Below are 21,394 nucleotides of genomic sequence, written 5' to 3'. Positions count from 1 at the left end.
CCTCAGCGGTCCAGGATCCGCAGGTCGGGCGCCGCTTGCGGGACCGAGACCGTTCCCCGGTCGTCCGGCATCGTCTGGACGGTGAACATCTGTACCCCGCCCACCGGCAGCGCCAGCGTGCGGGACGCGTAGAGCCGGCCGCCGGAGAGCCGTTCCACCGTCACCGCGTAGGTGCCCTTGAGGCCGGCCTGCTGCGGCGGGGCCATGGCCAGGGTGGCACCCGCCTTGACCGTGACCGTCCTCGTCGCCCCGGCTCCGCCGCCCGAGCCCGGCGAGGAGGTGACCCGTACGGTGACGGGCTTGCCGATCGCGGTCAGGGACAGCACCGCACCCTTGGCGCGGTTGTCCGCGACGCTGGCCCGGGTGTCGATCTGCGGGGTGGCCGGCAGGAAGGCGATCTCCTGCTTGGCACCCTTGCCGCGCGTGATGCGGAGCGCGGCGACCACCGGCACCGGCGTATGCACATCACTCGATCCGATGATCAGCGAGGCGGCATCGCCCTTGGTGACGTCCCCGAGGTCGACAGCGGTGGACATACCGCTCTTGACGTGCAGTGTCTCGTGCCCGGCCGGGGTGATCGTGCCGGTGGACGTGGCGAGCTTCAAGGTGAGGTCGGCGTCGTCCGACCCGGTCGCGAACGCCACCAGACGCACATCGGTGGCGTCGGCGGGGATGCCGGGCAGGACGAGGCTGGTGGCGGGGTCCGCGGCCGGCGCCATCCAGTCGGCGCCCGCGCGGGTGTCGGTCGACTGCAACAGGGCGCCGACCCGGCCGCTGCGGGCCACCACGTGCACGGTCAGGTCCGGGTCCTTGTCGGCCACGATCGTGGACAGCAGCACGGGTTCCGTGCCGCCGCCGGTCACCGTGATGCCGTCGCCGGTGGAGGCCTTGAGCAGGCCGTCCTTGCCGTACAGCTCGATGTCCACCACCGCGGGCGTCTGGTCGGGATTGATCAGCTGGACGTAGTCCTGCCGGGTGCCGACCGTGCTCGCGCCGGGGAACCAGAACTCGCTGTCCGGCACCACGCAGGAGGCGCCGAGCAGGCCGCGCCCCGGGCCGCTGCTGACGACCGTGGTCTGCTGCACGGTCCAGCCGGGGGCCAGCGAGCCGTCGGCGGTGCCGATCAGCGCGGGCGCGTCGGCTTTGTCGGTCGTCGCGGTGACGGGCTTGCCGGCCGCCGCCAGCGGTGCCACCGGCTTCGCCTTGGGGGTGACCGGGACGAGCCGGGCGCTGCCGCCGGTGCCGCTGCCCTTGGGGGTGAAGGAGGTGTACTGGGTGGTGGCGAACTCCGAGGAGGACGGCTCGGGGCACAGCAGGCCGCTGCGCTGCACCGGCAGCCGGGCGGCCGCCACCGAGGGGGCAGCGGAGGTGCTGCCGCTGTTGAGCGTCGCCGCGCCGGTCAGTGCGGCGAGCGCGACGACTGCGGCGGCCAGGGAAAGGGCGTTGCGGTTCACTGCTGGTCGCTCCCGTCGCGGCGCTGGTCGCCTTCTGGGTAGTAGGCGCCGGGGTCGGGATACGCGGCGGGGTCGGTGTAACCCGGCTCGTCACCGTAGCCCTGCTGCTGTTCGCCGTAGCCGGGGCCGTAGCCCTGCTGCGGTATGCCGTAGGCGGCGGGGTCGTCGGGGACGGGCGCGTAGGGGTCGTAGCCGGGCTGGGCCGGGATGTAGCCGTAGCCCTCGCCGTAAGCGGCCTGCTGCTCCTCGTACGTGCCGGGGGCCGGCGGCGCGGCGGGCGGCGACGGGTACTGGCCGTCCCACTGCTGGGCGGGGTCGGCGCCCTGGGCGTAGTTCGGGTCCTGGTAGCCCTGCTCCTGGTAGCCGTAGCCGGCTTCGGCGCCGACCGGGGGCGCGTAGGGGTCGTAACCGCTCTCGGCCGGGTCGTAGGCGCCGCCGTCGTACGCGTCCTGCTCGTAGGCGTCCTGCTCGTGCGCGGCCTGTTCGCCCTGCTCGGCCGGTTGTTCTTCGGCGTCGGGGAGGTCCGGGGCCGCAGGTGCGTCGGGCGCGAGAGCGCCCTCGGCCTCGGCGGCGGCCTGGAGACGGCGGGCGCGGCGGCCCTCGCCGGCGGCCTGACCGGGGATCTCGGCGGTGAAGGTGCCCGACCCGGTCGCCGTGGCGCCGTCCGCCTCCGGCAGGTCGTCGTCGATCTCGCGGCGCCGGCCGGGCAGCGCCAGCACGATCACCACGAGCAGCAGCAGGCCCTGGGCGCCGAGCCAGCCGATGTGGGTGGCGGGCTCCTCGAAGGTGACGTCGAGGCGGCCGCCGGTGGCCGGCAGTTCGAAGCCCTGTGCCCAGCCGTCCACGGTGGTGCGGGGCAGGGCGGCGCCGGCGAGGGTGGCGTGCCAGCCCGGCGCCGCGCTGTCGGCGAGTCGCAGGACGCGGCCGGCCGGACCCGCGGGTACGTCGGTGTGCGCCTCGACCCGGCCCGCGGACACCGCGACGGGCTGGGCGCCCTTGCTGGTGATGGTGATCCGGGACACGTTGACGTTGACCCGCCACAGTTCGGTGCCGCCGGTCTGGCTGACCCGGGACAGACCGGGGGTGCTGTCCAGCACCCGGCCGTAGGAGTGGGGCGCGCCCTTCTGCGCGAGGACGTAGCGGATGGCGTAGCCCGCCAGCCGGCTGCCCTGATCGGCGCCCGAGCCGGCCACGAGGTTGGCGACCACGCCGTCCAGGGCGCTGTCCGGGTCGGCCTCGGCGGCGAGCTCCGCGTCGCCGAGGCGCACTCCGGAGCCGCGGACCAGGGCGTACGAGACGCTGCCCGCGGTGCCGCTGAGGACCAGGGTGCGGGGCTGGTCGCCGGAGAGGCTCTCCTCGGCGACGAAGGCGGGGACCTGCTGTGGGTCGACGCGCTTGATCGGGCCGTTGGCGCCGTCGACCACCCAGGTGAAGGCGGCCAGCAGCGGCGCGGCGGCCGCGGCGATGGCGATCAGGCCGGCCACCGGCTGGCGCCAGCCGAAGCCGCTGGCGGCGATCCGCTCATTGGCGTTCTCCGCGCCGATGGCGGCGGCGGCCAGCAGGGCGAGGCCGTAGACGAGGGTGGCCGGGCCGGCCCAGTCCTTGCCGTTCTCGATGACGGCGAAGAGCAGACCGGTCGCGGCGGCGGCCCAGGCGGCGACGATCGCGGTACGCCGGGTGTCGCGCATCAGCGCGGCGAGGGCTGCCAGCAGCACGCCGACCAGCAGGATCCCGCCGGACGCCTTGGGGCCGCCGGGGCTGAGCAGCAGCAGGTCGGCGCCCGAGGCGGAGCCGGTGCCGTACGGCAGGCCGGCCTCGTTCATCAGCCGTCCCGGGTGGCCGAGCAGCGACAGCGACCAGGGGGCCAGCAGCACGATCGGTGTGATGATCAGCGCCGCGAACCGCAGCAGGTGCGGGACGAGCAGTTGCCGCCCGCCGCCGACCAGCCGCCAGCCGAGGGTGACCGCGGCCAGCACCAGGGCGATCGGCCAGGTGACCGGCGTGAAGGCCGTGGTGAAGGTCAGCATCAGCGCCAGCGCCCAGGTGGCGCGCCAGCTGGGGCGGGTGCCGCGTTCGATGGCGGCGGGGCTGAGCTGGAGACCGGTCGCGGCGACCGCGGCGCGGGCCATCAGCGGCAGCAGGATGGCCAGGACCGCGGTGCCGAGGCGGCCCGCGGCCAGTGCGCCGGTGACCGCGGGCAGGAAGGCGTAGGCGACCGAGGCCCAGGCCCGCAGCAGGCGGGACTCCACCAGCGGGCGGGAGGCGAAGTAGGCGGCGACACCGGCCAGCGGCACCGAGGCGACCAGGAACAGCGTCAAGGTGAGCCCGGTGGAGCCGAACAGCACGGTGGCGAAGATCGCGAGGACCGCGATGTAGGGGGGCGCGTCCTGGGTGCCGCCGGTGCCCAGCGCGTGCCAGGACCCGGCGTAGGTGGACCACAGATCGGAGGCACCGGGGTCGGCGGGCAGCAGGGCCCCGCCGGCCAGCGCGCCGCCGCCGAGCAGCGCGCGGCAGGCGGCGAGCGAGACGATCAGCAGCAGGGCGAAGAGCACCGGGCCGGGCTTGCGGGCGATCTGCTTGAGCCGGGCGAACTGCTCGATCTCCAGGAAGTCGCCGTCGTCGTCGCCGGGTCCGGACTCGACCCCGGCGCCGCCGTGGCGTCCGGCGGCGGCCGAGGCGTCGTCGGCGCGGCCGGCGAGATTGCTGACAACCTGGTCGACGGTGGCGCGGACGGTCGCGCCGGGCGGCGGGAAGAGCGGGCGCAGTTCGGAGGGGGACACCTGGCCGCGACCGCGCCGGTGCCGGGCGGCGAGCAGCCGGCCGGGCCGCAGCAGTACGCCGAGCAGGCCGACGATCTCGTCCACGGCCTGGCCGGGGACTTTGCCGACGAGATAGGCGAGGGTGCGCAGCAGGGTGCCGACGACGATCCGCAGCACCACATAGGGCAGCAGCGGGCCGCGGGTGTTGGCGAGCAGCGTGTAGACGGCGCCGGCCTTGTCGACGCGGTGCGGGTTGACCGCCGAGCGGCCGGCGCAGTCCACGGGGCGGCGCTCGCGGGAGGCGGCCTCGGCGTGGCGCAGTACGGCGTCGGGGGCGATCAGGACGGTGTGGCCGGCGGCCTGGGCGCGCCAGCAGAAGTCAACGTCGTCGCGCATCAGGGGCAGCCGGCGGTCGAAGCCGCCGAGCTCCTCCCACACGTCGCGGCGCACCAGCATGCCGGCCGAGGACACCGACAGGACCGGGCGCACCTGGTCGTGCTGGCCCTGGTCCTGCTCGCGTCGCTCCAGGCCGGTCCAGCGGCGTCCGCTGCGGGCGATGCTGACGCCGACTTCGAGCAGTTGCCTGCGGTCGTACCAGCTGCGGAGTTTGGGACCGATGATCGTGGCTGATGGGGACGACTCGGCGGTACGCAGCAGGGCGGCGAGCGCGCCGGGGTCGGGTTCGCAGTCGTCGTGCAGCAGCCACAGCCACTGGACGGGTTCGCCGTGCGGCTGTTCGGGCTCGTCGTAGACGTCGTCGTTCCAGCTCCGGCTCACCGGGTCCCAGCCGCTGCGGCGCTGGAGGTACGGCAGCTGCTCGGCGGTGAGCGGCGCGGCGACGCGGGCGGCTTCCTCCACGGCCGCGCCGAAGCCGGTGCGGCGGGCGAGGTGCAGGACCCGCTGGTCACCCAGGGACTCGATGAGCAGGCGGGCGGAGTCGTCGGCGCTGCCGGTGTCGGCGGCGATGACGTCCTGGACCGGGCGGTCCTGGGCGAGCAGCCCGGCGAGGGCTTTGGGCAGCCAGCGCGCGCCGTCGTGGGCGACCAGCACGGCGGTGACGACATGGCGCGGGAACTCAGGGGTGCCGGCCGCTTGAGCGGCCGGAGCTGGGCTGTTCACGGACATCGAGGTTCTGGCCCCGGTTCGCTGGACTGCGGGTGGACGGTTGCGCCCGCTCTGCGGCGGGCCCACGTCTTGGACGGCCCCCCACACTAACGGCTCAAGCGGGGGCCGCCGTCCGGGTGCGGGCCCTGGAGGGCTCGGCCAGGGCTCTGACGCGGTCGCCGGGAGGGCGGGCCGGGGCGGCGCGGGCCGGGGGAACGACGCAGCCCGCCCTCCGTGCCGGTGGACACGGAAGGCGGGCTGCGCGCGGGCGGTCGAGGGCGGGGCCCGCGCTTCAGACGACGCCCTTCTTCAGACGGCGGCGTTCGCGCTCGGACAGGCCGCCCCAGATGCCGAAGCGCTCGTCGTTGGCCAGCGCGTACTCCAGGCAGTCGGAGCGGACCTCGCAGGCGAGGCAGACTTTCTTCGCCTCGCGCGTGGAACCGCCCTTTTCGGGGAAGAACGACTCGGGGTCGGTCTGCGCACACAGCGCGCGCTCCTGCCAGCCGAGTTCCTCGTCGGCCTCTTCGGCCAGCAGCAACTGGAACTGCTCGGTCATGCGCGCCCCTCGTCTGTCGTGCTTCCCCGTGATGCCTGCCGTCACGATGTCCGGCTGAAACGACACGAGTGAAATTACAAGTGTGCCGATCCGGGCCAGTCAAGCCGGAATCTGCTATTGGGCCCGTTATTCACTCCGCTGAACCAAGGGGTAACGGAAAGTGTTGATATCGGCCAAAAAACTATCGTCCGCCAACCATGGTCCTGCCGACCAACCGCTCACATACCGTCAGACGCTGCGGCGACGTGCCGCGTTCCACTGTTCGAGTGAAGCGTTGTGGATCACATTTCGATCACAGAAGCACAACGTCACACCGGGTGGTGTGTGTTCCCGGACCGAAATCGGATCTGCATCGGATCTGCACGGATGCCGCACCATCTATCCGCACCTTCCCGTGCACAAACCTTTCACCACTGTGCGTTACCGGATCGGGTGAACATGGCGGAAAAAACGGACATTGAGTTGACAGCGGACCGCCCGGAACGGTCTCCTTGGCCTCATGTCCGCCGAGTACAACGCGCCTTCCCGGACTCGCCACCGCGAGTCCCGCTGCGTCGCGCTCGCGCAGAGCTGTTGTTGTTCCTGTCGCTGCCGCTGAACCCCTGCCCGGTCCCGGTACGGACCGGCACCTCCCCTTTCAGGCGCATCGCAGAGGAACACACCCCATGTACTCCGACGTCTCCATCGCCGGTGACCCACTCGCTCTGCCCCACCTGCTCCCCCCGGTGCCGCAGCACCCCAGCACCGTGGCGGAGTTCGCCGGACTCGCCCGCTCCATCGCCGCCGACCGGGAGCGCTGGGCCGCCCAAGTGCGCTACGACGCCACCACGCGTTGGTACGCCCGGCTGCGGACCGGTCCCGGCTACGAGGTGTGGCTGCTGAGCTGGCTGCCCGGCCAGGGCAGCGGTCTGCACGACCACGGTCACTCCTCCGGCGTCCTCACCGTCCTGAAGGGCGCGCTGCGGGAGCGGGTGCGGGGCCCGGGCGGTGAGTCGGTCCGGGTACTGACCGCGGGTCACCAGCGGGCGTTCGCACCGGGATATGTGCACGAGGTGGTCAACGACTCGCTGGAGCCGGCGGTGAGCGTGCACGTCTACTTCCCGGGGCTCACGGCGATGACGCCGCACGGATGCACCGGCGGCGGCCGGACGCCCGACCTGGCGGACGCGCAGGCCCCGGCGGCCCCGGCCGGGGCGTGACCGGGGCGTGACCGGTCGGCCCGGGTGGGCGGGCTGACAGACTGGGGACCATGCGAATCGTGGTTCTGGCCGGAGGTATCGGAGGAGCGCGCTTTCTGCGCGGCCTCAAGGCAGCGGCGCCGGAGGCGGACATCACCGTCATCGGCAACACCGGAGACGACATCCATCTGTTCGGGCTGAAGGTCTGCCCCGACCTCGACACCGTCATGTACACCCTCGGTGGCGGCATCCACGAGGAGCAGGGCTGGGGCCGGGCGGAGGAGACCTTCGCGGTGAAGGAGGAGCTGACCGCGTACGGCGTCGGACCCGAGTGGTTCGGGCTGGGCGACCGTGATTTCGCCACGCACATCGTCCGTACGCAGATGCTCGGCGCCGGCTATCCGCTGAGCGCGGTCACCGAAGCGCTGTGCGCCCGCTGGAAGCCCGGTGTGCGGCTCATCCCGATGTCGGACGACCGGGTGGAGACCCATGTCCTGGTCGAGGTGGACGGCGAGCGCAAGGCCGTGCACTTCCAGGAGTACTGGGTGCGGTTGCGCGCGTCGGTCACCGCGCACGCGGTCGTGCCCGTCGGGGCCGAGGGTGCCAAGCCGGCGCCCGGGGTGCTGGAGGCGATCGCCGCCGCCGATGTGATCGTCTTCCCGCCGTCCAACCCGGTGGTCAGTATCGGCACGATCCTCGCGGTCCCCGGTATCCGTGAAGCGATCGCCGAGGCCGGAGTGCCGGTGGTCGGTCTGTCGCCGATCGTCGGCGACGCGCCGGTGCGCGGGATGGCGGACAAGGTGCTGGCCGCGGTGGGCGTCGAGTCGACCGCCGCCGCGGTGGCCGCGCACTACGGCAGCGGGCTGCTCGACGGCTGGCTGGTGGACACGGTGGACGCCGGCGCGGTGGCCGAGGTCGAGTCGGCGGGCATCCGCTGCCGGGCCGTACCGCTGCTCATGGAGAGCGTCGAGGCCACCGCGCGGATGGCCCGGGAGGCGCTGGCACTGGCCGAGGAGGTACAGGCGTGACCGCGGTCGTGCCGGACCCGGGGCGCGCCGCGGAGGCCGCGCCCCGCTACGAGGTCTTCGGGGTGCCGGGGATCGGGGAGGTGCAGCCCGGGGCGGACATCGCCAAGCTGATAGCGGCGTCCGGGGCGGAGCTCGCCGACGGCGATGTGCTGCTGGTGACGTCCAAGATCGTCAGCAAGGCCGAGGGGCGCCTGCTGCGGGCCGAGGACCGTGAGGCCGCGATCGACGCCGAGGCGGTACGGCTGGTGGCGCGCCGCGGGCCGACCCGGATCGTGGAGACGCGGCACGGTTTCGTGATGGCGGCGGCGGGGGTGGACGCCTCCAACACCCCGGCCGGCACGGTCCTGCTGCTGCCCGAGGACCCGGACGGCTCGGCCCGGCGGATCCGCGAGGGGCTGCGCGAGGTGCTCGGCGTACGGGTCGGGGTCGTCGTCACCGACACCTTCGGCCGCCCCTGGCGTGAGGGCCTCACCGATGTGGCCATCGGCGCCTCCGGGGTGCGGGTGCTGGGCGATCTGCGCGGCGTCCGGGACTCGCACGGCAACGAGTTGAGCGTGACGGTCACCGCGACCGCGGACGAGCTGGCCGCCGCCGGGGACCTGGTCAAGGGCAAGGCGACGGGCCTGCCGGTCGCGGTCGTACGCGGACTGGCGGCGCTGGTGGACCCCGACCCCGGGCCGGCCGACCCGGGGGCCCGGCCGCTGGTGCGGAACGCGGCGAACGACATGTTCCGGCTCGGTACGTCGGAGGCGGTGCGCGAGGCGGTGTCGCTGCGGCGGACCGTGCGGGAGTTCACCGACGAGCCGGTGGACCCGGCCGCGGTGCGCCGGGCGGTCGACCTGGCCGTCACCGCGCCGGCGCCGCACCACACCACGCCGTGGCGTTTCGTGCTGGTGGAGTCGGCGCGGACCCGGACACTGCTGCTGGACGCGATGCGGGACGCCTGGGCGGCGGATCTGCGGCGCGACGGTTTCTCCGAGCAGAGCGTCGCCAAGCGGCTGCGGCGGGGGGACGTGCTGCGCGCGGCGCCGTATCTGGTGGTGCCGTGCCTGGTCGCCGACGGGGCGCACACCTATCCCGACCCGCGGCGGGCGGCGGCGGAGCGGGAGATGTTCGTGGTGGCCGCGGGGGCCGGGGTGCAGAACTTCCTGGTCGCGCTGGCCGGGGAGCAGTTGGGGTCGGCATGGGTGTCGTCCACGATGTTCTGCCGGGACGTGGTGCGGGAGGTCCTGTCGCTGCCGGCGGACTGGGATCCCATGGGAGCCGTCGCCATCGGCCGGCCGGCCGTCCCCCCGGCCGCGCGGACGCCCCGGTCCGGCGCGGATTTCCTGGTCGTGCGCTGAGTCATGCGCTGATCTGCCGTCCGGGCGGCCCGTGCCCGGGCTCGGCCCTGGGCACGGGCCCCGGCTTCCGGAGCGGTCAGGAATCGCGGGTCGGCGGGTTCGGCGCCAGCCGGGGCCCGTGGCGGGGCGGGGCGTGGGAGCCGAGCAGGATGAGGCGGGCGGCGCGGTGGCGCTGGCCGGCGTACGGGGCCAGCAGCCGGAGCATGTCCTCGTCGCTGGAGCGCCGGGTGCCCTCCAGCGCGTAGCCGATGTGGTGCGGGAGGTGGAGGTCGCCGACGGTGAGGGCGTCGGCGGCGCCGTGGCTGCGCTGGAGGGTCTCCGCCGCGGTCCACGGGCCGATGCCGGGGATGGTCCGCAGGCGGGTGGCGGCGTCTTCCACCGGCAGGCTCGCGAAGGTGTCGAGGCGGGCGCCGACCCGGACCGCCCGGAGGATCGTGGAGGCCCGCTTGTTGTCGACGCCTGCGCAGTGCCAGTCCCAGGAGGGGATCAGGGCCCAGCCGCGCGCGTCGGGCATGACCCGCATCCGGTCGGCCGGCGCGGGGCCGGGAGCGGGCTCGCCGTGCTGGAAGAGAAGCAGCCGCCAGGCGCGATTGGCCTCCGTCGTCGTGACCTTCTGTTCCAGGACGGTGGGGATCAGCGCTTCGAGCACCAGCCCGGTGCGGGTGAGCCGCAGACCCGGGTGACGCCGGTGGGACTGGTGGACCACCCGGTGCCGCGCCACGAAGCCCGAGGGGTCGTCGTGCGCGCCGAGCAGCCCGGGCAGGGCGTCCAGCAGCCATTCCGCGCCGGGCCCCCACGCCTGCCCCTCCAGCTTCGCCGGGCTGCCGGTGATCCGCAGGGTGCCCGGCCCGGCGGGCGTGCGGCTGGCCCGCCACACCGCGCCGTCCGGGGTGATCCGGAAGGAGGGGTCCCCGGCGCCGCGGCGCCAGGGCGCCACGGTGAGCCGGACGTCGAGCGGCCCCGGCGGCACCCAGCCGCGCGTCAGCGCCACCGGCACGGCGACGGAGGCCCCGACCACGCGCCTGGGCGCGGGCAGGGCGCCGGCCTGGGGACGCGTTCGGGGCGGAAGCACCCGCCGAGCGTACCCGGCCGCCGATCCGGGCTTCCGCCCGAGCTACTGGAGCTCCTGGGACTACTGGTCGGAGGAGAAGCGGATCGCGCCCGCCTCGATGCGTGCCCCGCACCACACCCGGGCGCCGGCGAGCAGTTCGTTGTCGGGGCCGACCTCGGCGCCGTCGCCGATGACGACACCGTCGAGGACGGTCCGGGCGCCGACGGTCGACGCCGCGCCGATCAGTGAGTTCTTGATCACCGCGCCGGTCTCCACCCGCGCCCCGGCCAGCACCGTGCTGCCGTCGATCCGGGCCCCGGAGCCGATGACGGCGCCCTCGGAGACGCAGGTGCCGCCGGAGAGCTTCGCGTCGTCGGCGACCCGGGCGCCGGGCAGCACGAGGCGTTCGCCGTGCCGGCCGGGCACGGCGGGCGAGGGGGCCCGGCCGAGGACGAGATCGGCCGAGCCGCGTACGAAGGCGTGCGGAGTGCCGAGGTCGAGCCAGTAGGTGGAGTCGACCATGCCCTGCAGATGAGCCCCGGCGGCGAGCAGTTCGGGGAAGGTCTCGCGCTCGACGGAGACCGGGCGCCCGGCCGGGATCATGTCGATGACCGAGCGGGTGAAGACATAGGCGCCCGCGTTGATCTGGTCGGTGACGATCTCCTCGACCGTCTGGGGCTTCTCCAGGAAGGCGGTGACGCGGCCGTCCGGGTCGGTGGGGACCAGGCCGAAGGCCCGCGGGTCCGGCACCTTCGTCAGGTGCAGCGAGATGTCGGCGCCGCTGCGGCGGTGGGTGGCGACGAGGGCGGGGATGTCGAGTCCGGTGAGGATGTCGCCGTTGAAGACCAGCACGGGGTCGCCGGGTGCGGAGCGCAGCCGGTGCGCGACGTTGCGGATCGCGCCGCCGGTGCCGAGCGGATCGCTCTCGGTGACGTACTCCAGGTGCAGGCCGAGCGCGGAGCCGTCGCCGAAGTACGGTTCGAAGACCTCGGCGAGGTAGGAGGTGGCGAGCACGATGTGCTCGATCCCGGCCGCGCGGGCCCGCGCCAACTGGTGGGTGAGAAAGGGCACACCGGCCGCCGGGATCATCGGCTTGGGGGTGTGCACGGTGAGCGGCCGCAACCGGGTCCCCTTGCCGCCGACCAGCAGAATGGCCTCGGTCGCGACGCGACGCGGCGTGCGCCCGGTGATGTCGGTGGCATCCCTGAGATCCGTGGCGCCGGGGCTCACCGGAAGACTCTGTGCGGGAATCGGTGCTGACATGGGGAAGATAGTGACATAAGCCTTAAAGCCGATGAAACAGAGCCTGATGGCCGATCAGCTGCGTCGCGCAACGGTACCTGTACGGCCCACCGCCGCCGGCCCGATCACGCCAGGTAGCCTGACCGGCGTGACGCCCACCACTCGCACGCCCGCCGCGCTGCTCGCCGATGCCCTCCGCGCGGATTCCGCCAGGCCGTTGATCACCTTCTATGACGACGAGACCGGCGAAAGGGTTGAGTTGTCGGTGGCGACTTTCGCCAACTGGGTCGCCAAGACGGCGAATCTGCTGCAGAACGATCTCGGGGCCCAGCCCGGCGACCGGCTCGCGCTGCTGCTGCCCGCGCACTGGCAGACCGCGGCGTGGCTGCTGGCCGCCTTCTCCACCGGCGTGATCGTCGCACCGGGCGGAGATCCGGGCGGCGCCGACCTGGTGGTGAGCGGACCGGACACCCTGGACGAGGCGCGTGCCTGCCGGGGCGAGCGGGTGGCGCTGGCGCTGCGGCCGCTCGGCGGGCGTTTCCCGCAGCCGCCGGCCGGTTTTTCCGACTACGCGGTAGAAGTACCGAGCCAGGGTGACCGCTTCACCCCCTACGCGCGGCTGGGCGCGGACGCGCCCGCGCTGGAACTGCCGGGCGGCGGCGCCGTACTGACCGCCGGCGAGGTGGTGGACCGCGCGCTGGTCTCGGCGCGGGACCTCGGCATCGAGCGCGGCTCCCGGCTGCTGTCCGGCCGGTCGTACGACACCTGGGACGGGCTGGCGGCCGGGCTGCTGGCGCCGCTGGCCGTGGACGCGTCGGTCGTCCTGTGCCGTCATCTGGACGCGCTGCCGGCCGAGCGGTTGGCCCGGCGCGAGGACGCCGAGCGCGTCACGCACAGCGTGGTCAGCTGATCGCACGATCGACCGGGTAGGCCGTACGACAAGCGCTTCATCGTACGACCGTCCACATCGTCGTATGATCGGCCGCATTACCGTACGACTGTCCGCATGGCCGCACAGCGCGGCACATCGCCGTACGACCATCCGCATCGTCGTACCAGTACATGTCCTATGAGTATTAAGTCGTCATACGCGCAACGCCATCGACCGACGCGGGCCGACCCGGCACCGTCCGTCCTCCTGGTGGACGCCCGGGTTTCCTCCGGACCGCACGGGGAATTCGGCAACGCGGGCAACCAACCGGCGCGTTCGACTGTCTGAACGAGTGCCGGTCGGGCATTCGGGTCCGATCCCCCGAACACGACCGGCCCCGGCCACCGCCGGGCGAACAACCGAGGGACGGGCACCGACGTGACCACGCCAGACGAGCCCCAGCAGGACGGGCCCGCCGCCACCGCGGCCGCCGAGGGCTCCCCCGAAAAAGACAGCGGTGATGGCGGTGACAGCACCGGAGCCGGCGACATAACCCCGCCCGGGGCCGGGTCCGCGGCCGAGAGCACGCCCGAGCCCGAGGCGACACCCGTCCCGGTGACCGATGCTCGGCCGGTGGTCCTCACCAAGGCCGCGGCCGAACCCGTCGCCGAGTCCCCGTCCGCGCCCCCGGCCGAGACCGCCGACCCGGCCGTCGTCCCCCGGCCGAAGTCCCCTTACCGCTGGCTGAAGATCCTGGCCGCCTGCGTCGCGTTCCTCGTCCTCGCCCTCGGAGCGGGCGGCTGGTACTTCTACCAGCGGCTCAACGCCAACATCACCACCGACACCACGGCCGAGAACGAGCTGAGGGCGCAAGCCGCGCAACGGCCCGCCGAGGGCCCGACGAAGGCCGAGAACATCCTGCTCATCGGCTCGGACAACCGCGGTGACGGCAACGAGAAGTACGGTCAGGACACCGGCACCCAGCGTTCCGACACCACGATCCTGCTGCATCTGACCGCCGACCGCAGCAGCGCCACCGCGGTCAGCATCCCGCGCGACCTGATGACCCATGTGCCGGAGTGCACCAAGGCCGACGGCAGCACTGTCGCGGCGCGCTTCGAGCAGTTCAACTGGGCTTTCGAGTTCGGCGGCGCCGCCTGCACGATCCGCGCGGTCGAGGACATGACCGGCATCCGGATCGACCATCACCTGGTGGTGGACTTCGGCGGCTTCAAGAAGATGGTGGACGCGGTCGGCGGTGTGGACGTCTGCGTCGCCGAGCCGGTGCACGACAGCAAGGCCCAGCTCAATCTGCCCGCGGGGCTGCAGAAGCTGAACGGCGAGCAGGCGCTGGGCTATGTACGGGCCCGCGAGAGCCTGGGCGACGGCAGCGACACCGAGCGGATGCAGCGGCAACAGGACTTCCTGGCCTCGCTGGTGAAGAAGGTGCGCAGCGACGGCGTGCTGCTCAACCCGATCAAGCTCTATCCGCTGCTGTCCGCGGCCACGTCCTCGCTCACCGCCGACCCGGGTCTCGACTCGCTCAACGAGCTGTACGACCTGGCGCACAGCATCCAGCAGACGCCGACCGGGGCGATACGTTTCCTCACCCTGCCGCAGGAGCCCTACGCCGCGGACCACAACCGCGACCAGCTGAAGCAGCCGGCCGCCGACCAGTTGTTCGCCGCGCTGCGCGCCGACCAGGCGGTGAACGTGACCGACGAGGAGCCCGCGAACTCCCCCGGCGCCTCCCCGACCGCCTCGCCCGCCACTTCGCCGACGGGCTCCGCGACCGCCTCCCCGACCGCCGGCCCCACGGGTACCCCCTCCGGCACCGGCACCCCCACCGGGACCCCGACCAGCGGGAGTCCGGCCCCCGTCCCCACCTTCAAGGGGACGACCGCGGACCGCGCCATCTGCGGCGGGGATCAGTGAACGGCGGCTGAAAGGTCGGCTCGAAGCCCGGGCAGGATAAGCGGGTTTGTCCGGTTGTAGGGGCGCGGGATTTGTCACGGGCGCATATCGGCGCTGAACTTGGCGGCTAGTGTGAGCGCTCCGGCAGCTCCCGGACGGAGGACCCGAGGGACCGTGGACACGCAAGGCCGTAGGAATATCGACCCGGCGGACCAGTGGGTGCTTGACCCGGCCACGGGCACGTACCAGTTGCGGCTGGAACCGGATGAGGCGCCGTCACCGACCGTGCCGCCGCAGGGCGACTACCGTGACGCGGCCGAGCGCGCCGCCGTCCCGCGTCCCGCCGACGCGTCGCGCCGTACGCCCGCCGCTCCCGCCGACGCCGCCCCGGCGGCGCCCGCCACCGACCTGGCCGGCTCCGGGCCGCGCCGGCGCCGCAAGGCGAAGCAGGGCATGTCCTCCCGCAGGAAGAAGGCGCTCGCCTGGACCGGCGGCACCGTCGGCTTCGTGCTGCTCGCCAGCAGCGTCGGCGGGTATCTGGTCTACGAGCACTTCAACAACAACATCACCACGGTCGACGTGGGCGACGCGGGCAGCAAGAGCGTCACCCACTCGGGACCGATAAACATCCTGGTCATCGGGACCGACAGCCGGCAGGGCCTGGGCTCGCAGTACGGCGACACGGGCAGCGTCGGGCACGCGGACACCACGATCCTCTTCCATGTGTCGGCGGACCGCAGCAACGCCACCGCGGTGAGCATCCCCCGGGACATCGTGACGGGCATCCCGGACTGCCCGACCAAGCAGAAGGACGGCTCCACCAAGGTCATCCCCGGCACGCCCCGGCAGACCACCACCCCGAAGTTCAACGAGAGCCTCGGCCAGGAGGGCCGCGACCCCGGCTGCACGATGCGGCTGGTCTCGCAGATGATGGGGAATCTGCGGATCGACCACTTCATGATGGTCGACTTCGAGGCGGTCAAGACGCTGTCCTCGGCGGTCGGCGGTGTCGACGTCTGCCTGGCCCGCCCGCTGGTCGACCCCAAGTCGCATCTCGACCTGAGCGCCGGACCGCACAAGATCCAGGGCGAGCAGGCGCTGGAGTTCGTCCGCACCCGGCACGCGCTGCGGAACCAGAGCGACCTGGACCGGATCAAGCTGCAGCAGAACTTCCTCAGCGCGATGATCCGGAAGATCAAGTCCAGCGGCACCCTGACCAGCCCGAGGAAGCTGTGGACGCTGGCCAACGCCGCCACCCACGCGCTGACCGTCGACACCGCGATCGGCAGCGTGACCAAACTCAGCAGCCTGGCCGGGGACCTCAGCGCGGTCGACACCAAGCACATCACCTTCGCCACGCTGCCCGTGGTGGACAACCCCGACGAGAAAGTGCACGCGACCGTCGTCGTCGACGACACCAGGGCCCCGCAGCTCGTCTCGATGATCAAGAACGACGTCTCGCTCACCCAGGTCAAGAAGCCGGCCGCCGCGCCGGACCCGAGGCTGGTCGGCCCCCGCGCCGCCGCGCTCGACACCCGGGTCACCGTCCGCAACGGCAGCGGGGTCTTCGGAGCCGCCCAGGACACCGTGAACTGGCTGCAGAACACCCAGGGTGTGAGCCGCTCGGCCAACGGCGGCAACGCGTCGGCGCCGAGCACCAGGACGATCCTGGAGTACGCGCCCAACCAGGCCGACCAGGCCCGCTCACTGGCCGCCATGATGGGCCTGCCGGCCGCCGCGCTCCACCAGGGCACGGTGAACGCGCAGCCGCTGGCGTACATGACGCTCACCCTGGGCGCCGACTTCACCAAGCCGGGCACCCCGATCGGCGCGACCACCGTGCCCGACGGCGTGCAGAAGACCGAGGCGGACAGCACGGCATGCGTCGGATGACCAGGGCGACCGGCCGGCCGACCGCATGGAGGACCTGAGCGACCGTGGACACGCAAGGCCCCGAATTCGTGGATCCGGCGGACCAATGGGTGCTCGACCCGGCCACCGGCACCTACCAGTTGCGGCTGGACCCGCCGCCGCAACCGCGACCGCAGCCTCAGTCGGAACCCCGGTCACAACCGGAGCAGCACCCGTACCAGACCCCGGCCGACCCGCCGGACCCGCCGGCGCCCGCCCGCGCGGAGCACATCGCGGCCCCCCGGCCCGCTCCGGGACCCGGCAGCCGGCGGGCGCGTACGGACCAGGGGCGTCGTAGGGCCGCGGGAGCCGGGCAGTCCGGCCGCCGACGGGCGAAGCCCCGCAGGTCCGGCAGGCGGCCCGCGGTGCTGTGGACAGCGGTCGGCGCCGGTGTGGCGGTGGTGGCCGGCGGTATCGGCCTGCTGTCCGCCGGCGGCTCGGAGCCCGGCATCCGCACGGTGGACGTCGGTGACGCTGGGGCGGCCGCGCTGTCGGCCAGCGGTCCGATGAACGTCCTGCTCATCGGGACCGGCGACGGCGGCACCGGGCAGACCGGCGCGGCGTCCGCGATCCTCGTCCACCTGGCGGCGAACCACGAGAACGCCACCGCGCTGGCCGTCCCGGAGAACCTGGTGACGAGCATCCCCGGCTGCCCCACCGGTAAGGGTCCCTCGGGGGTGGCCGGTTCGCCGCAGGGGAAGACCTCCCCGACGGTCCGGGACAGCCTCGGCGGCGGGCGCGACCCTGGATGCGTGATGCGGCTGGTCGCCCAGGTGACGGGACTGAAGGTCGACCACTTCCTGCTGGCCGACCAGGCCGCACTGAAGACCGTGGCGACGGCGGTCGGCGGCCTCGACGGCTGCCTCACCCAGGTGACCCGCGCCGGACAGAGCCCGCCCGAACCCAACCGGGTCGACGCGCGGGAGCAGCTCCTGGCCGGACTGGTGCGCGCGGTGGCGCCGGGCGGCTCCCGCGACTCCGGCGGCTCGACCGGCCCGGCGGCCGGTAAGGACCGGACCGCGACCCTCGTGCGGACCGCCTCCACCGCGCTCACCATGGACACCCCGCTCGGCAGCGTCGCCGCGCTGAGCGGCCTGGGCGCGCTGTTCGGCACGGTCGACCCGGCGCACTTCACCTTCACCACGCTGCCGGTACTGGCCAACCCGGCGGACCCGGCGCACGGCACGGTGGTCCTGGACCGGGCCAGGGCCGCCCAGCTCCTGTCGCTGATCAGGAACGACGTCTCGCTGTCGCAGGGTCCCGTCCAGCCGGACCCCAAGCTCGTCGGTCCCAAGGCCACCCCGCACAACACCCGGGTGCTGGTCTACAACGGCACGGGCGTCTTCGGCGCCTCCCAGGACGTCCTCAACTGGCTGCAGAACGACGAGGGCGTCAACCGCTCCACCAACGGCGGTGACGCGCCGTCCCACGCCGCGAGGACCACCTTGAAGTACGCCCCCAACCAGGCCGACCAGGCCCGTTCGCTGGCCGCCATGATGGGCCTGCCGGCCTCGGCGCTGATCCCCGGCACCGTGAACGCCGCGCCGCGCGCCAATATGACGCTCACCCTCGGCGCCGACTACACCGCGCCCGGCACCCCGATCGGCCCGCCGACCACTCCGCCGAAGGGGCTCGACATGCTCACCGCGGCGGCCGGCGGCTGCGGCGCGTAGTCCGCGCCACCGCCTTTCGGCGGCGTGCGCGGGATCAGGAGGCGGCCGGGGTCCGGTCCGCCTCGGGCGCGCCCCGGCGGTCCATGACCGCCGGACGGCGGCTGGCGATGACCTTGCGGGCGAGCGAGCGCGGGCTGGTGACGAAGCCGTAGCCCCAGCACATGTGCATGGTGGCCAGGGCGAGCGGGATACGGGCCCGGGCGCCGAAGGGCAGGCCGCGCCCGGCCGGGAGGGACCCGGCGGTGATGCCGACGACGTAGGCGGCCGGGACGAGCAGCGCCCACGGGGTGAGGGCCGCGCCGAGGACGAGGCCGGCCGCGTTCGCGACCAGGGCGACCGGGGCGGCCAGGTAGCGGAGGTTGACCGAGCCGCGGTGGTAGCGGGTGACGACACGGCGCCAGCGGCCGTACTCCTTGTACTGCTTGGCGAGGGTGCGGACGCTCGGCCGGGGGCGGTAGGAGACCCGCAACTCGGGTGAGAACCAGATGAGATGACCGGCTTCGCGGATGCGGTAGTTCAGCTCCCAGTCCTGGGCGCGGATGAACTCCACGTTGTAGCCGCCCTGCTGCTCCAGCACCTCCCGGCGGAAGACACCGAGGTAGACGGTGTCGGCCGCGGCGGCCGCGCCGCCGGTGTGGAAGGCCGCGTTGCCGACGCCGATCTTGGCGGTCATCGCGGCGGCGACCGCGTGCTCCCAGTTGTTCTCGCCCTCGGCGTGCATGATGCCGCCGACATTGGCCGCGCCCGTCTCGTCCAGCAGGCGGACGGCGGTGGCGATGTAGTCCGCCGAGAGCATGCCGTGCCCGTCCACCCGGACCACGACCGGGTGCCGGGACGCCTCGATGGCCGCGTTCAGCGCGGCCGGGGTGCGGCCGGTGGGGTTGGGCACGGTGTGGACCCGGGAGTCCTCGGCGACCAGCTCGGCCGCGATCGCGTCGGTGCGGTCCTTGGACGGGCCCAGCGCGATGACGACTTCCAGCTCGCCCGGATAGTCCTGCTCCAGGATGTGCCGGACGGAGTTGCGCAGATGGCGCTCCTCGTTGAGCACCGGCATGATCACGGAGACTGCCGGGGACGCGGAGTTCGCAGCGGGGTTCATGGGGCCTTCGTAACGGCGTTCGGGGCGGGGTTCGTCGCGGGGTGCATCGCGGCAAACGTTACCGCTTACGGGGGACCCCAGCGCGTGGGGCCAGGACCTACAGTCTTATTTGTCCCTAGCCTGAACGGGTCTTCGTCCCGCTGGCTGGAGGTCTCCCCCTTGCCGCCCACCCGCCGCCGCCCGCCGCCGCCCGGCAATCGTCCGCCGGGCGGCCGGCGTCCCCGCCCCCGTCCGCCGATCCGCTGGAGCACGCGGATCGCCGGCGGTGTGGCGCTGCTGGTGATCACCGTCAGCGGGATCGGCCACGCGGTCGTCGACGGGGTCAACGGCGCGATCGGCCGGGTGGACGCCTTCGGCGGGATGCAGGGCCGTCCGGACGGTACGAAGGGCACCAACTTCCTGCTGGTCGGCACCGACGGCCGCGACGGCCTGGACCCGGCCGACCGGCGGCGCTATCACCTGGGCGGCGCGCCCTGCCACTGCACGGACACCATCATGCTCGTGCACCTCTCGGAGGACCGGCAGCGGGCCGGCATCGTCAGCATCCCGCGCGACAGCTACGTACGGCTGCCCCGCGACCCGGTCACGGCCCGCTCCGCCTCCCCCGCAGCCCTGGACGGCAAGGCCGCCGCCGACCCGCCCCCTGCCGCCACCACCCGCCCGGCGAAGATCAACGAGGCCTATGCGGAGGGCGGCGCCAAGCTCACCGTGCGTACCGTGGAGCAACTGACCGGTGTGCACATCGACCACTATCTGGAAGTGGACTTCGCCAGCTTCATGAAGACCGTGGACGTCATCGGCGGCGTCAAGGTCTGCACGACGGTTCCGCTGAAGGACTCCTTCACCGGCCTCGACCTGCCGCCCGGCACCACGACGCTGGACGGCGGCCGGGCGCTGCAGTACGTGCGCTCCCGGCACATCGACGGCTCGGCGGACCTGGGCCGGATGCAGCGCCAGCAGCGCTTCCTGGCCCAGGTCATCCACAAGATCACCAGCGGGGACACCCTGGCCAACCCGGTCGAGCTGAGCCGGGTCGCGAGCACCGCCCTCGGCTCGGTCCGGGCCGACCAGCAACTGGGGGCCGGGGACCTGATCGCGCTGGCCAAGGGCCTGAAGGGACTGTCGGCCAGCTCCTCGGAGTTCGTCTCGGTGCCGCTGAGCGATCTCGACTACGAGGTCCCCGGTATCGGCTCCACGGTGAAGTGGGACGAGACGAAGGCGGGCGAGCTGTGGGCCGCGATCCGCGCCGACCGCCCGCTGGCCCCGGCGCGCGTGCGGAACGGGCACAAGGTCACCAAGGTCGAGGTCGATCCGGCGCAGATCCGCGTGAAGGTGTCCAACGGCACCGACACCGACGGACTGGGCGCCCAGGCGCAGCAGGCGCTGCGCGCCACCGGCTTCGTCACCCCCGGCCTGCCGACCACGGCCGCGCACGCCGTGCGGCGGACGGTGATCGACTACGACCCCCGCTGGGACCGCTCGGTGCGGTCGGTGGCGGCCGCCCTGCCGGGCGCGGAGCTGGTGCCGGTGGCCGGGCAGGGCTCGGTGATGGCGGTCACACTCGGCGCGGACTTCGCCGAGGTCAGGCCGGTGACGGTGGCGGCGGACAGCGTGGTGGAGAACGCCGTGACCGGGGACGAGGTGGTCTGCTCGTAGAGCGGGGCGCGGCGACGCTACTGGTCCAGGCCCTCCGCCGTCCGCTCCCGGCGCAGTTCGAGGATGGCGCGGCGCCGGGCCAGCCGGTGGGTGCGGCGGATCTGGGCCTCCTGCCGGCGGCGGTGGTCCCGGTCGGTCTCGGGGACCACCTGGGGCACCGGGCGCGGATTGCCCTCGGCGTCCACGGCGACGAAGACCAGATACGCGCTGGCGACGTGGTTGGCCGGACCCGACTCGTTCCAGCGCTCGGCGATGACACGCACGCCGACCTCCATGGATGTCTTCCCGGTCCAGTTGATCTGGGCCTTCACATGGAGCAGGTCGCCGACCCTCACCGGTTCGAGGAAGGCCATCTCGTCCATCGCGCCGGTCACCGCCGGGCCCTCGGAGTGGCGGCCGGCCACCGCGCCCGCCGCGTCGTCCACCAGTTTCATCACCACCCCGCCGTGCACGGTGCCCAGCAGGTTGGTGTCCTGCGCGCTCATGATGTGGGAGAGGGTGATCCGGGAGGCGGAAGTGGGCTTGCCCGGGATCACCGGGACGGCCGGGGTGGGC

General features: G+C 73.3%; 15 protein-coding genes. 8 read left to right on the top strand and 7 right to left on the bottom strand.

What is annotated here, in order from left to right:
• Positions 1-2: 2 nt before the first annotated feature.
• The 3 genes from ACFO3J_RS20510 to ACFO3J_RS20500 form a co-directional block, all read right to left on the bottom strand.
• Complete coding sequence (locus tag ACFO3J_RS20510) at positions 3-1,454, bottom strand: DUF5719 family protein (protein ID WP_386430994.1); 1,452 nt, start codon at positions 1,452-1,454, stop codon at positions 3-5.
• Complete coding sequence (locus ACFO3J_RS20505) at positions 1,451-5,338, bottom strand: glycosyltransferase (protein WP_386430992.1); 3,888 nt, start codon at positions 5,336-5,338, stop codon at positions 1,451-1,453. The genes ACFO3J_RS20510 and ACFO3J_RS20505 overlap by 4 nt, the downstream gene beginning before the upstream one ends.
• Before the next feature lie 271 nt (positions 5,339-5,609).
• Entirely contained in the window at positions 5,610-5,873 is a 264-nt protein-coding gene (locus tag ACFO3J_RS20500; protein ID WP_031519519.1) for a WhiB family transcriptional regulator, read from the bottom strand.
• Between the two features lie 665 nt (positions 5,874-6,538).
• Here ACFO3J_RS20500 and ACFO3J_RS20495 point away from each other — a divergent pair.
• From ACFO3J_RS20495 to ACFO3J_RS20485, 3 genes are read left to right on the top strand one after another with little or no spacing between them, the layout of a single operon-like run.
• Positions 6,539-7,072, top strand: a complete 534-nt coding sequence (locus ACFO3J_RS20495; RefSeq protein ID WP_386430989.1) for a cysteine dioxygenase — start codon at positions 6,539-6,541, stop codon at positions 7,070-7,072.
• A gap of 50 nt (positions 7,073-7,122) precedes the next feature.
• Positions 7,123-8,079, top strand: coding sequence for a 2-phospho-L-lactate transferase (gene cofD, locus ACFO3J_RS20490; RefSeq protein ID WP_386430987.1), 957 nt, complete (start codon positions 7,123-7,125; stop codon positions 8,077-8,079).
• Positions 8,076-9,422 (top strand): coenzyme F420-0:L-glutamate ligase, encoded by a 1,347-nt coding sequence (locus ACFO3J_RS20485; RefSeq protein WP_386430985.1) that lies wholly within the window; start codon positions 8,076-8,078, stop codon positions 9,420-9,422. The genes cofD and ACFO3J_RS20485 overlap by 4 nt, the downstream gene beginning before the upstream one ends.
• 76 nt (positions 9,423-9,498) lie before the next feature.
• On the opposite strand, the gene ACFO3J_RS20480 is transcribed toward ACFO3J_RS20485, so the two are convergent.
• Together ACFO3J_RS20480 and ACFO3J_RS20475 are read right to left on the bottom strand one after the other, a co-directional pair.
• Positions 9,499-10,494 (bottom strand): DNA-3-methyladenine glycosylase family protein, encoded by a 996-nt coding sequence (locus tag ACFO3J_RS20480; RefSeq protein ID WP_386430983.1) that lies wholly within the window; start codon positions 10,492-10,494, stop codon positions 9,499-9,501.
• A gap of 60 nt (positions 10,495-10,554) precedes the next feature.
• On the bottom strand, positions 10,555-11,736 hold the full coding sequence (locus tag ACFO3J_RS20475) for a sugar phosphate nucleotidyltransferase (RefSeq protein ID WP_386430982.1): 1,182 nt from the start codon (positions 11,734-11,736) through the stop codon (positions 10,555-10,557).
• Positions 11,737-11,863: 127 nt separating this feature from the next.
• Here ACFO3J_RS20475 and ACFO3J_RS20470 point away from each other — a divergent pair, with 127 nt between their 5' ends.
• The 4 genes from ACFO3J_RS20470 to ACFO3J_RS20455 all read left to right on the top strand — a co-directional run bounded on the left by ACFO3J_RS20470 (position 11,864) and on the right by ACFO3J_RS20455 (position 18,084).
• On the top strand, positions 11,864-12,625 hold the full coding sequence (locus tag ACFO3J_RS20470) for a TIGR03089 family protein (protein ID WP_386430980.1): 762 nt from the start codon (positions 11,864-11,866) through the stop codon (positions 12,623-12,625).
• Between the two features lie 399 nt (positions 12,626-13,024).
• Complete coding sequence (locus ACFO3J_RS20465; RefSeq protein WP_386430979.1) at positions 13,025-14,521, top strand: LCP family protein; 1,497 nt, start codon at positions 13,025-13,027, stop codon at positions 14,519-14,521.
• Between the two features lie 153 nt (positions 14,522-14,674).
• Positions 14,675-16,393, top strand: coding sequence for an LCP family protein (locus ACFO3J_RS20460; protein WP_386430977.1), 1,719 nt, complete (start codon positions 14,675-14,677; stop codon positions 16,391-16,393).
• A gap of 44 nt (positions 16,394-16,437) precedes the next feature.
• Entirely contained in the window at positions 16,438-18,084 is a 1,647-nt protein-coding gene (locus ACFO3J_RS20455; protein WP_386430975.1) for an LCP family protein, read from the top strand.
• A gap of 34 nt (positions 18,085-18,118) precedes the next feature.
• Here ACFO3J_RS20455 and ACFO3J_RS20450 read toward each other — a convergent pair whose 3' ends face one another.
• Positions 18,119-19,183: a glycosyltransferase family 2 protein gene (locus tag ACFO3J_RS20450; RefSeq protein ID WP_386430973.1), complete on the bottom strand. Its 1,065-nt coding sequence runs from the start codon at positions 19,181-19,183 to the stop codon at positions 18,119-18,121.
• Positions 19,184-19,327: 144 nt separating this feature from the next.
• On the opposite strand from ACFO3J_RS20450, the gene ACFO3J_RS20445 reads away from it, so the two are divergent.
• Positions 19,328-20,839 (top strand): LCP family protein, encoded by a 1,512-nt coding sequence (locus tag ACFO3J_RS20445; protein WP_449343647.1) that lies wholly within the window; start codon positions 19,328-19,330, stop codon positions 20,837-20,839.
• A gap of 17 nt (positions 20,840-20,856) precedes the next feature.
• Here the strand turns inward: ACFO3J_RS20445 and ACFO3J_RS20440 are convergent, their stop codons facing one another.
• A complete protein-coding gene (locus ACFO3J_RS20440) occupies positions 20,857-21,324 on the bottom strand; it encodes an acyl-CoA thioesterase (protein ID WP_386431069.1) in 468 nt (155 codons plus the stop codon).
• Between the last annotated feature and the right edge of the window lie 70 nt (positions 21,325-21,394).

It is taken from the genome of Streptomyces polygonati (genome assembly GCF_042650325.1).
Lineage (GTDB): Bacteria > Actinomycetota > Actinomycetes > Streptomycetales > Streptomycetaceae > Actinacidiphila > Actinacidiphila polygonati.
Note: the sequence above shows the minus strand (reverse complement) of the source record. Positions and strands in the feature narration are given on the sequence as shown.

Excerpts from the sequence above, each read along its gene's own strand:
- ACFO3J_RS20505 (WP_386430992.1), bottom strand. The coding sequence starts at position 5,338 with ATGTCCGTGAACAGCCCAGCTCCGGCCGCTCAAGCGGCCGGCACCCCT.
- ACFO3J_RS20495 (WP_386430989.1), top strand. The coding sequence starts at position 6,539 with ATGTACTCCGACGTCTCCATCGCCGGTGACCCACTCGCTCTGCCCCAC.
- ACFO3J_RS20475 (WP_386430982.1), bottom strand. The coding sequence starts at position 11,736 with ATGTCAGCACCGATTCCCGCACAGAGTCTTCCGGTGAGCCCCGGCGCC.
- ACFO3J_RS20450 (WP_386430973.1), bottom strand. The coding sequence starts at position 19,183 with ATGAACCCCGCTGCGAACTCCGCGTCCCCGGCAGTCTCCGTGATCATG.
- cofD (WP_386430987.1), top strand. The coding sequence starts at position 7,123 with ATGCGAATCGTGGTTCTGGCCGGAGGTATCGGAGGAGCGCGCTTTCTG.
- ACFO3J_RS20500 (WP_031519519.1), bottom strand. The coding sequence starts at position 5,873 with ATGACCGAGCAGTTCCAGTTGCTGCTGGCCGAAGAGGCCGACGAGGAA.
- ACFO3J_RS20440 (WP_386431069.1), bottom strand. The coding sequence starts at position 21,324 with ATGAGCGCGCAGGACACCAACCTGCTGGGCACCGTGCACGGCGGGGTG.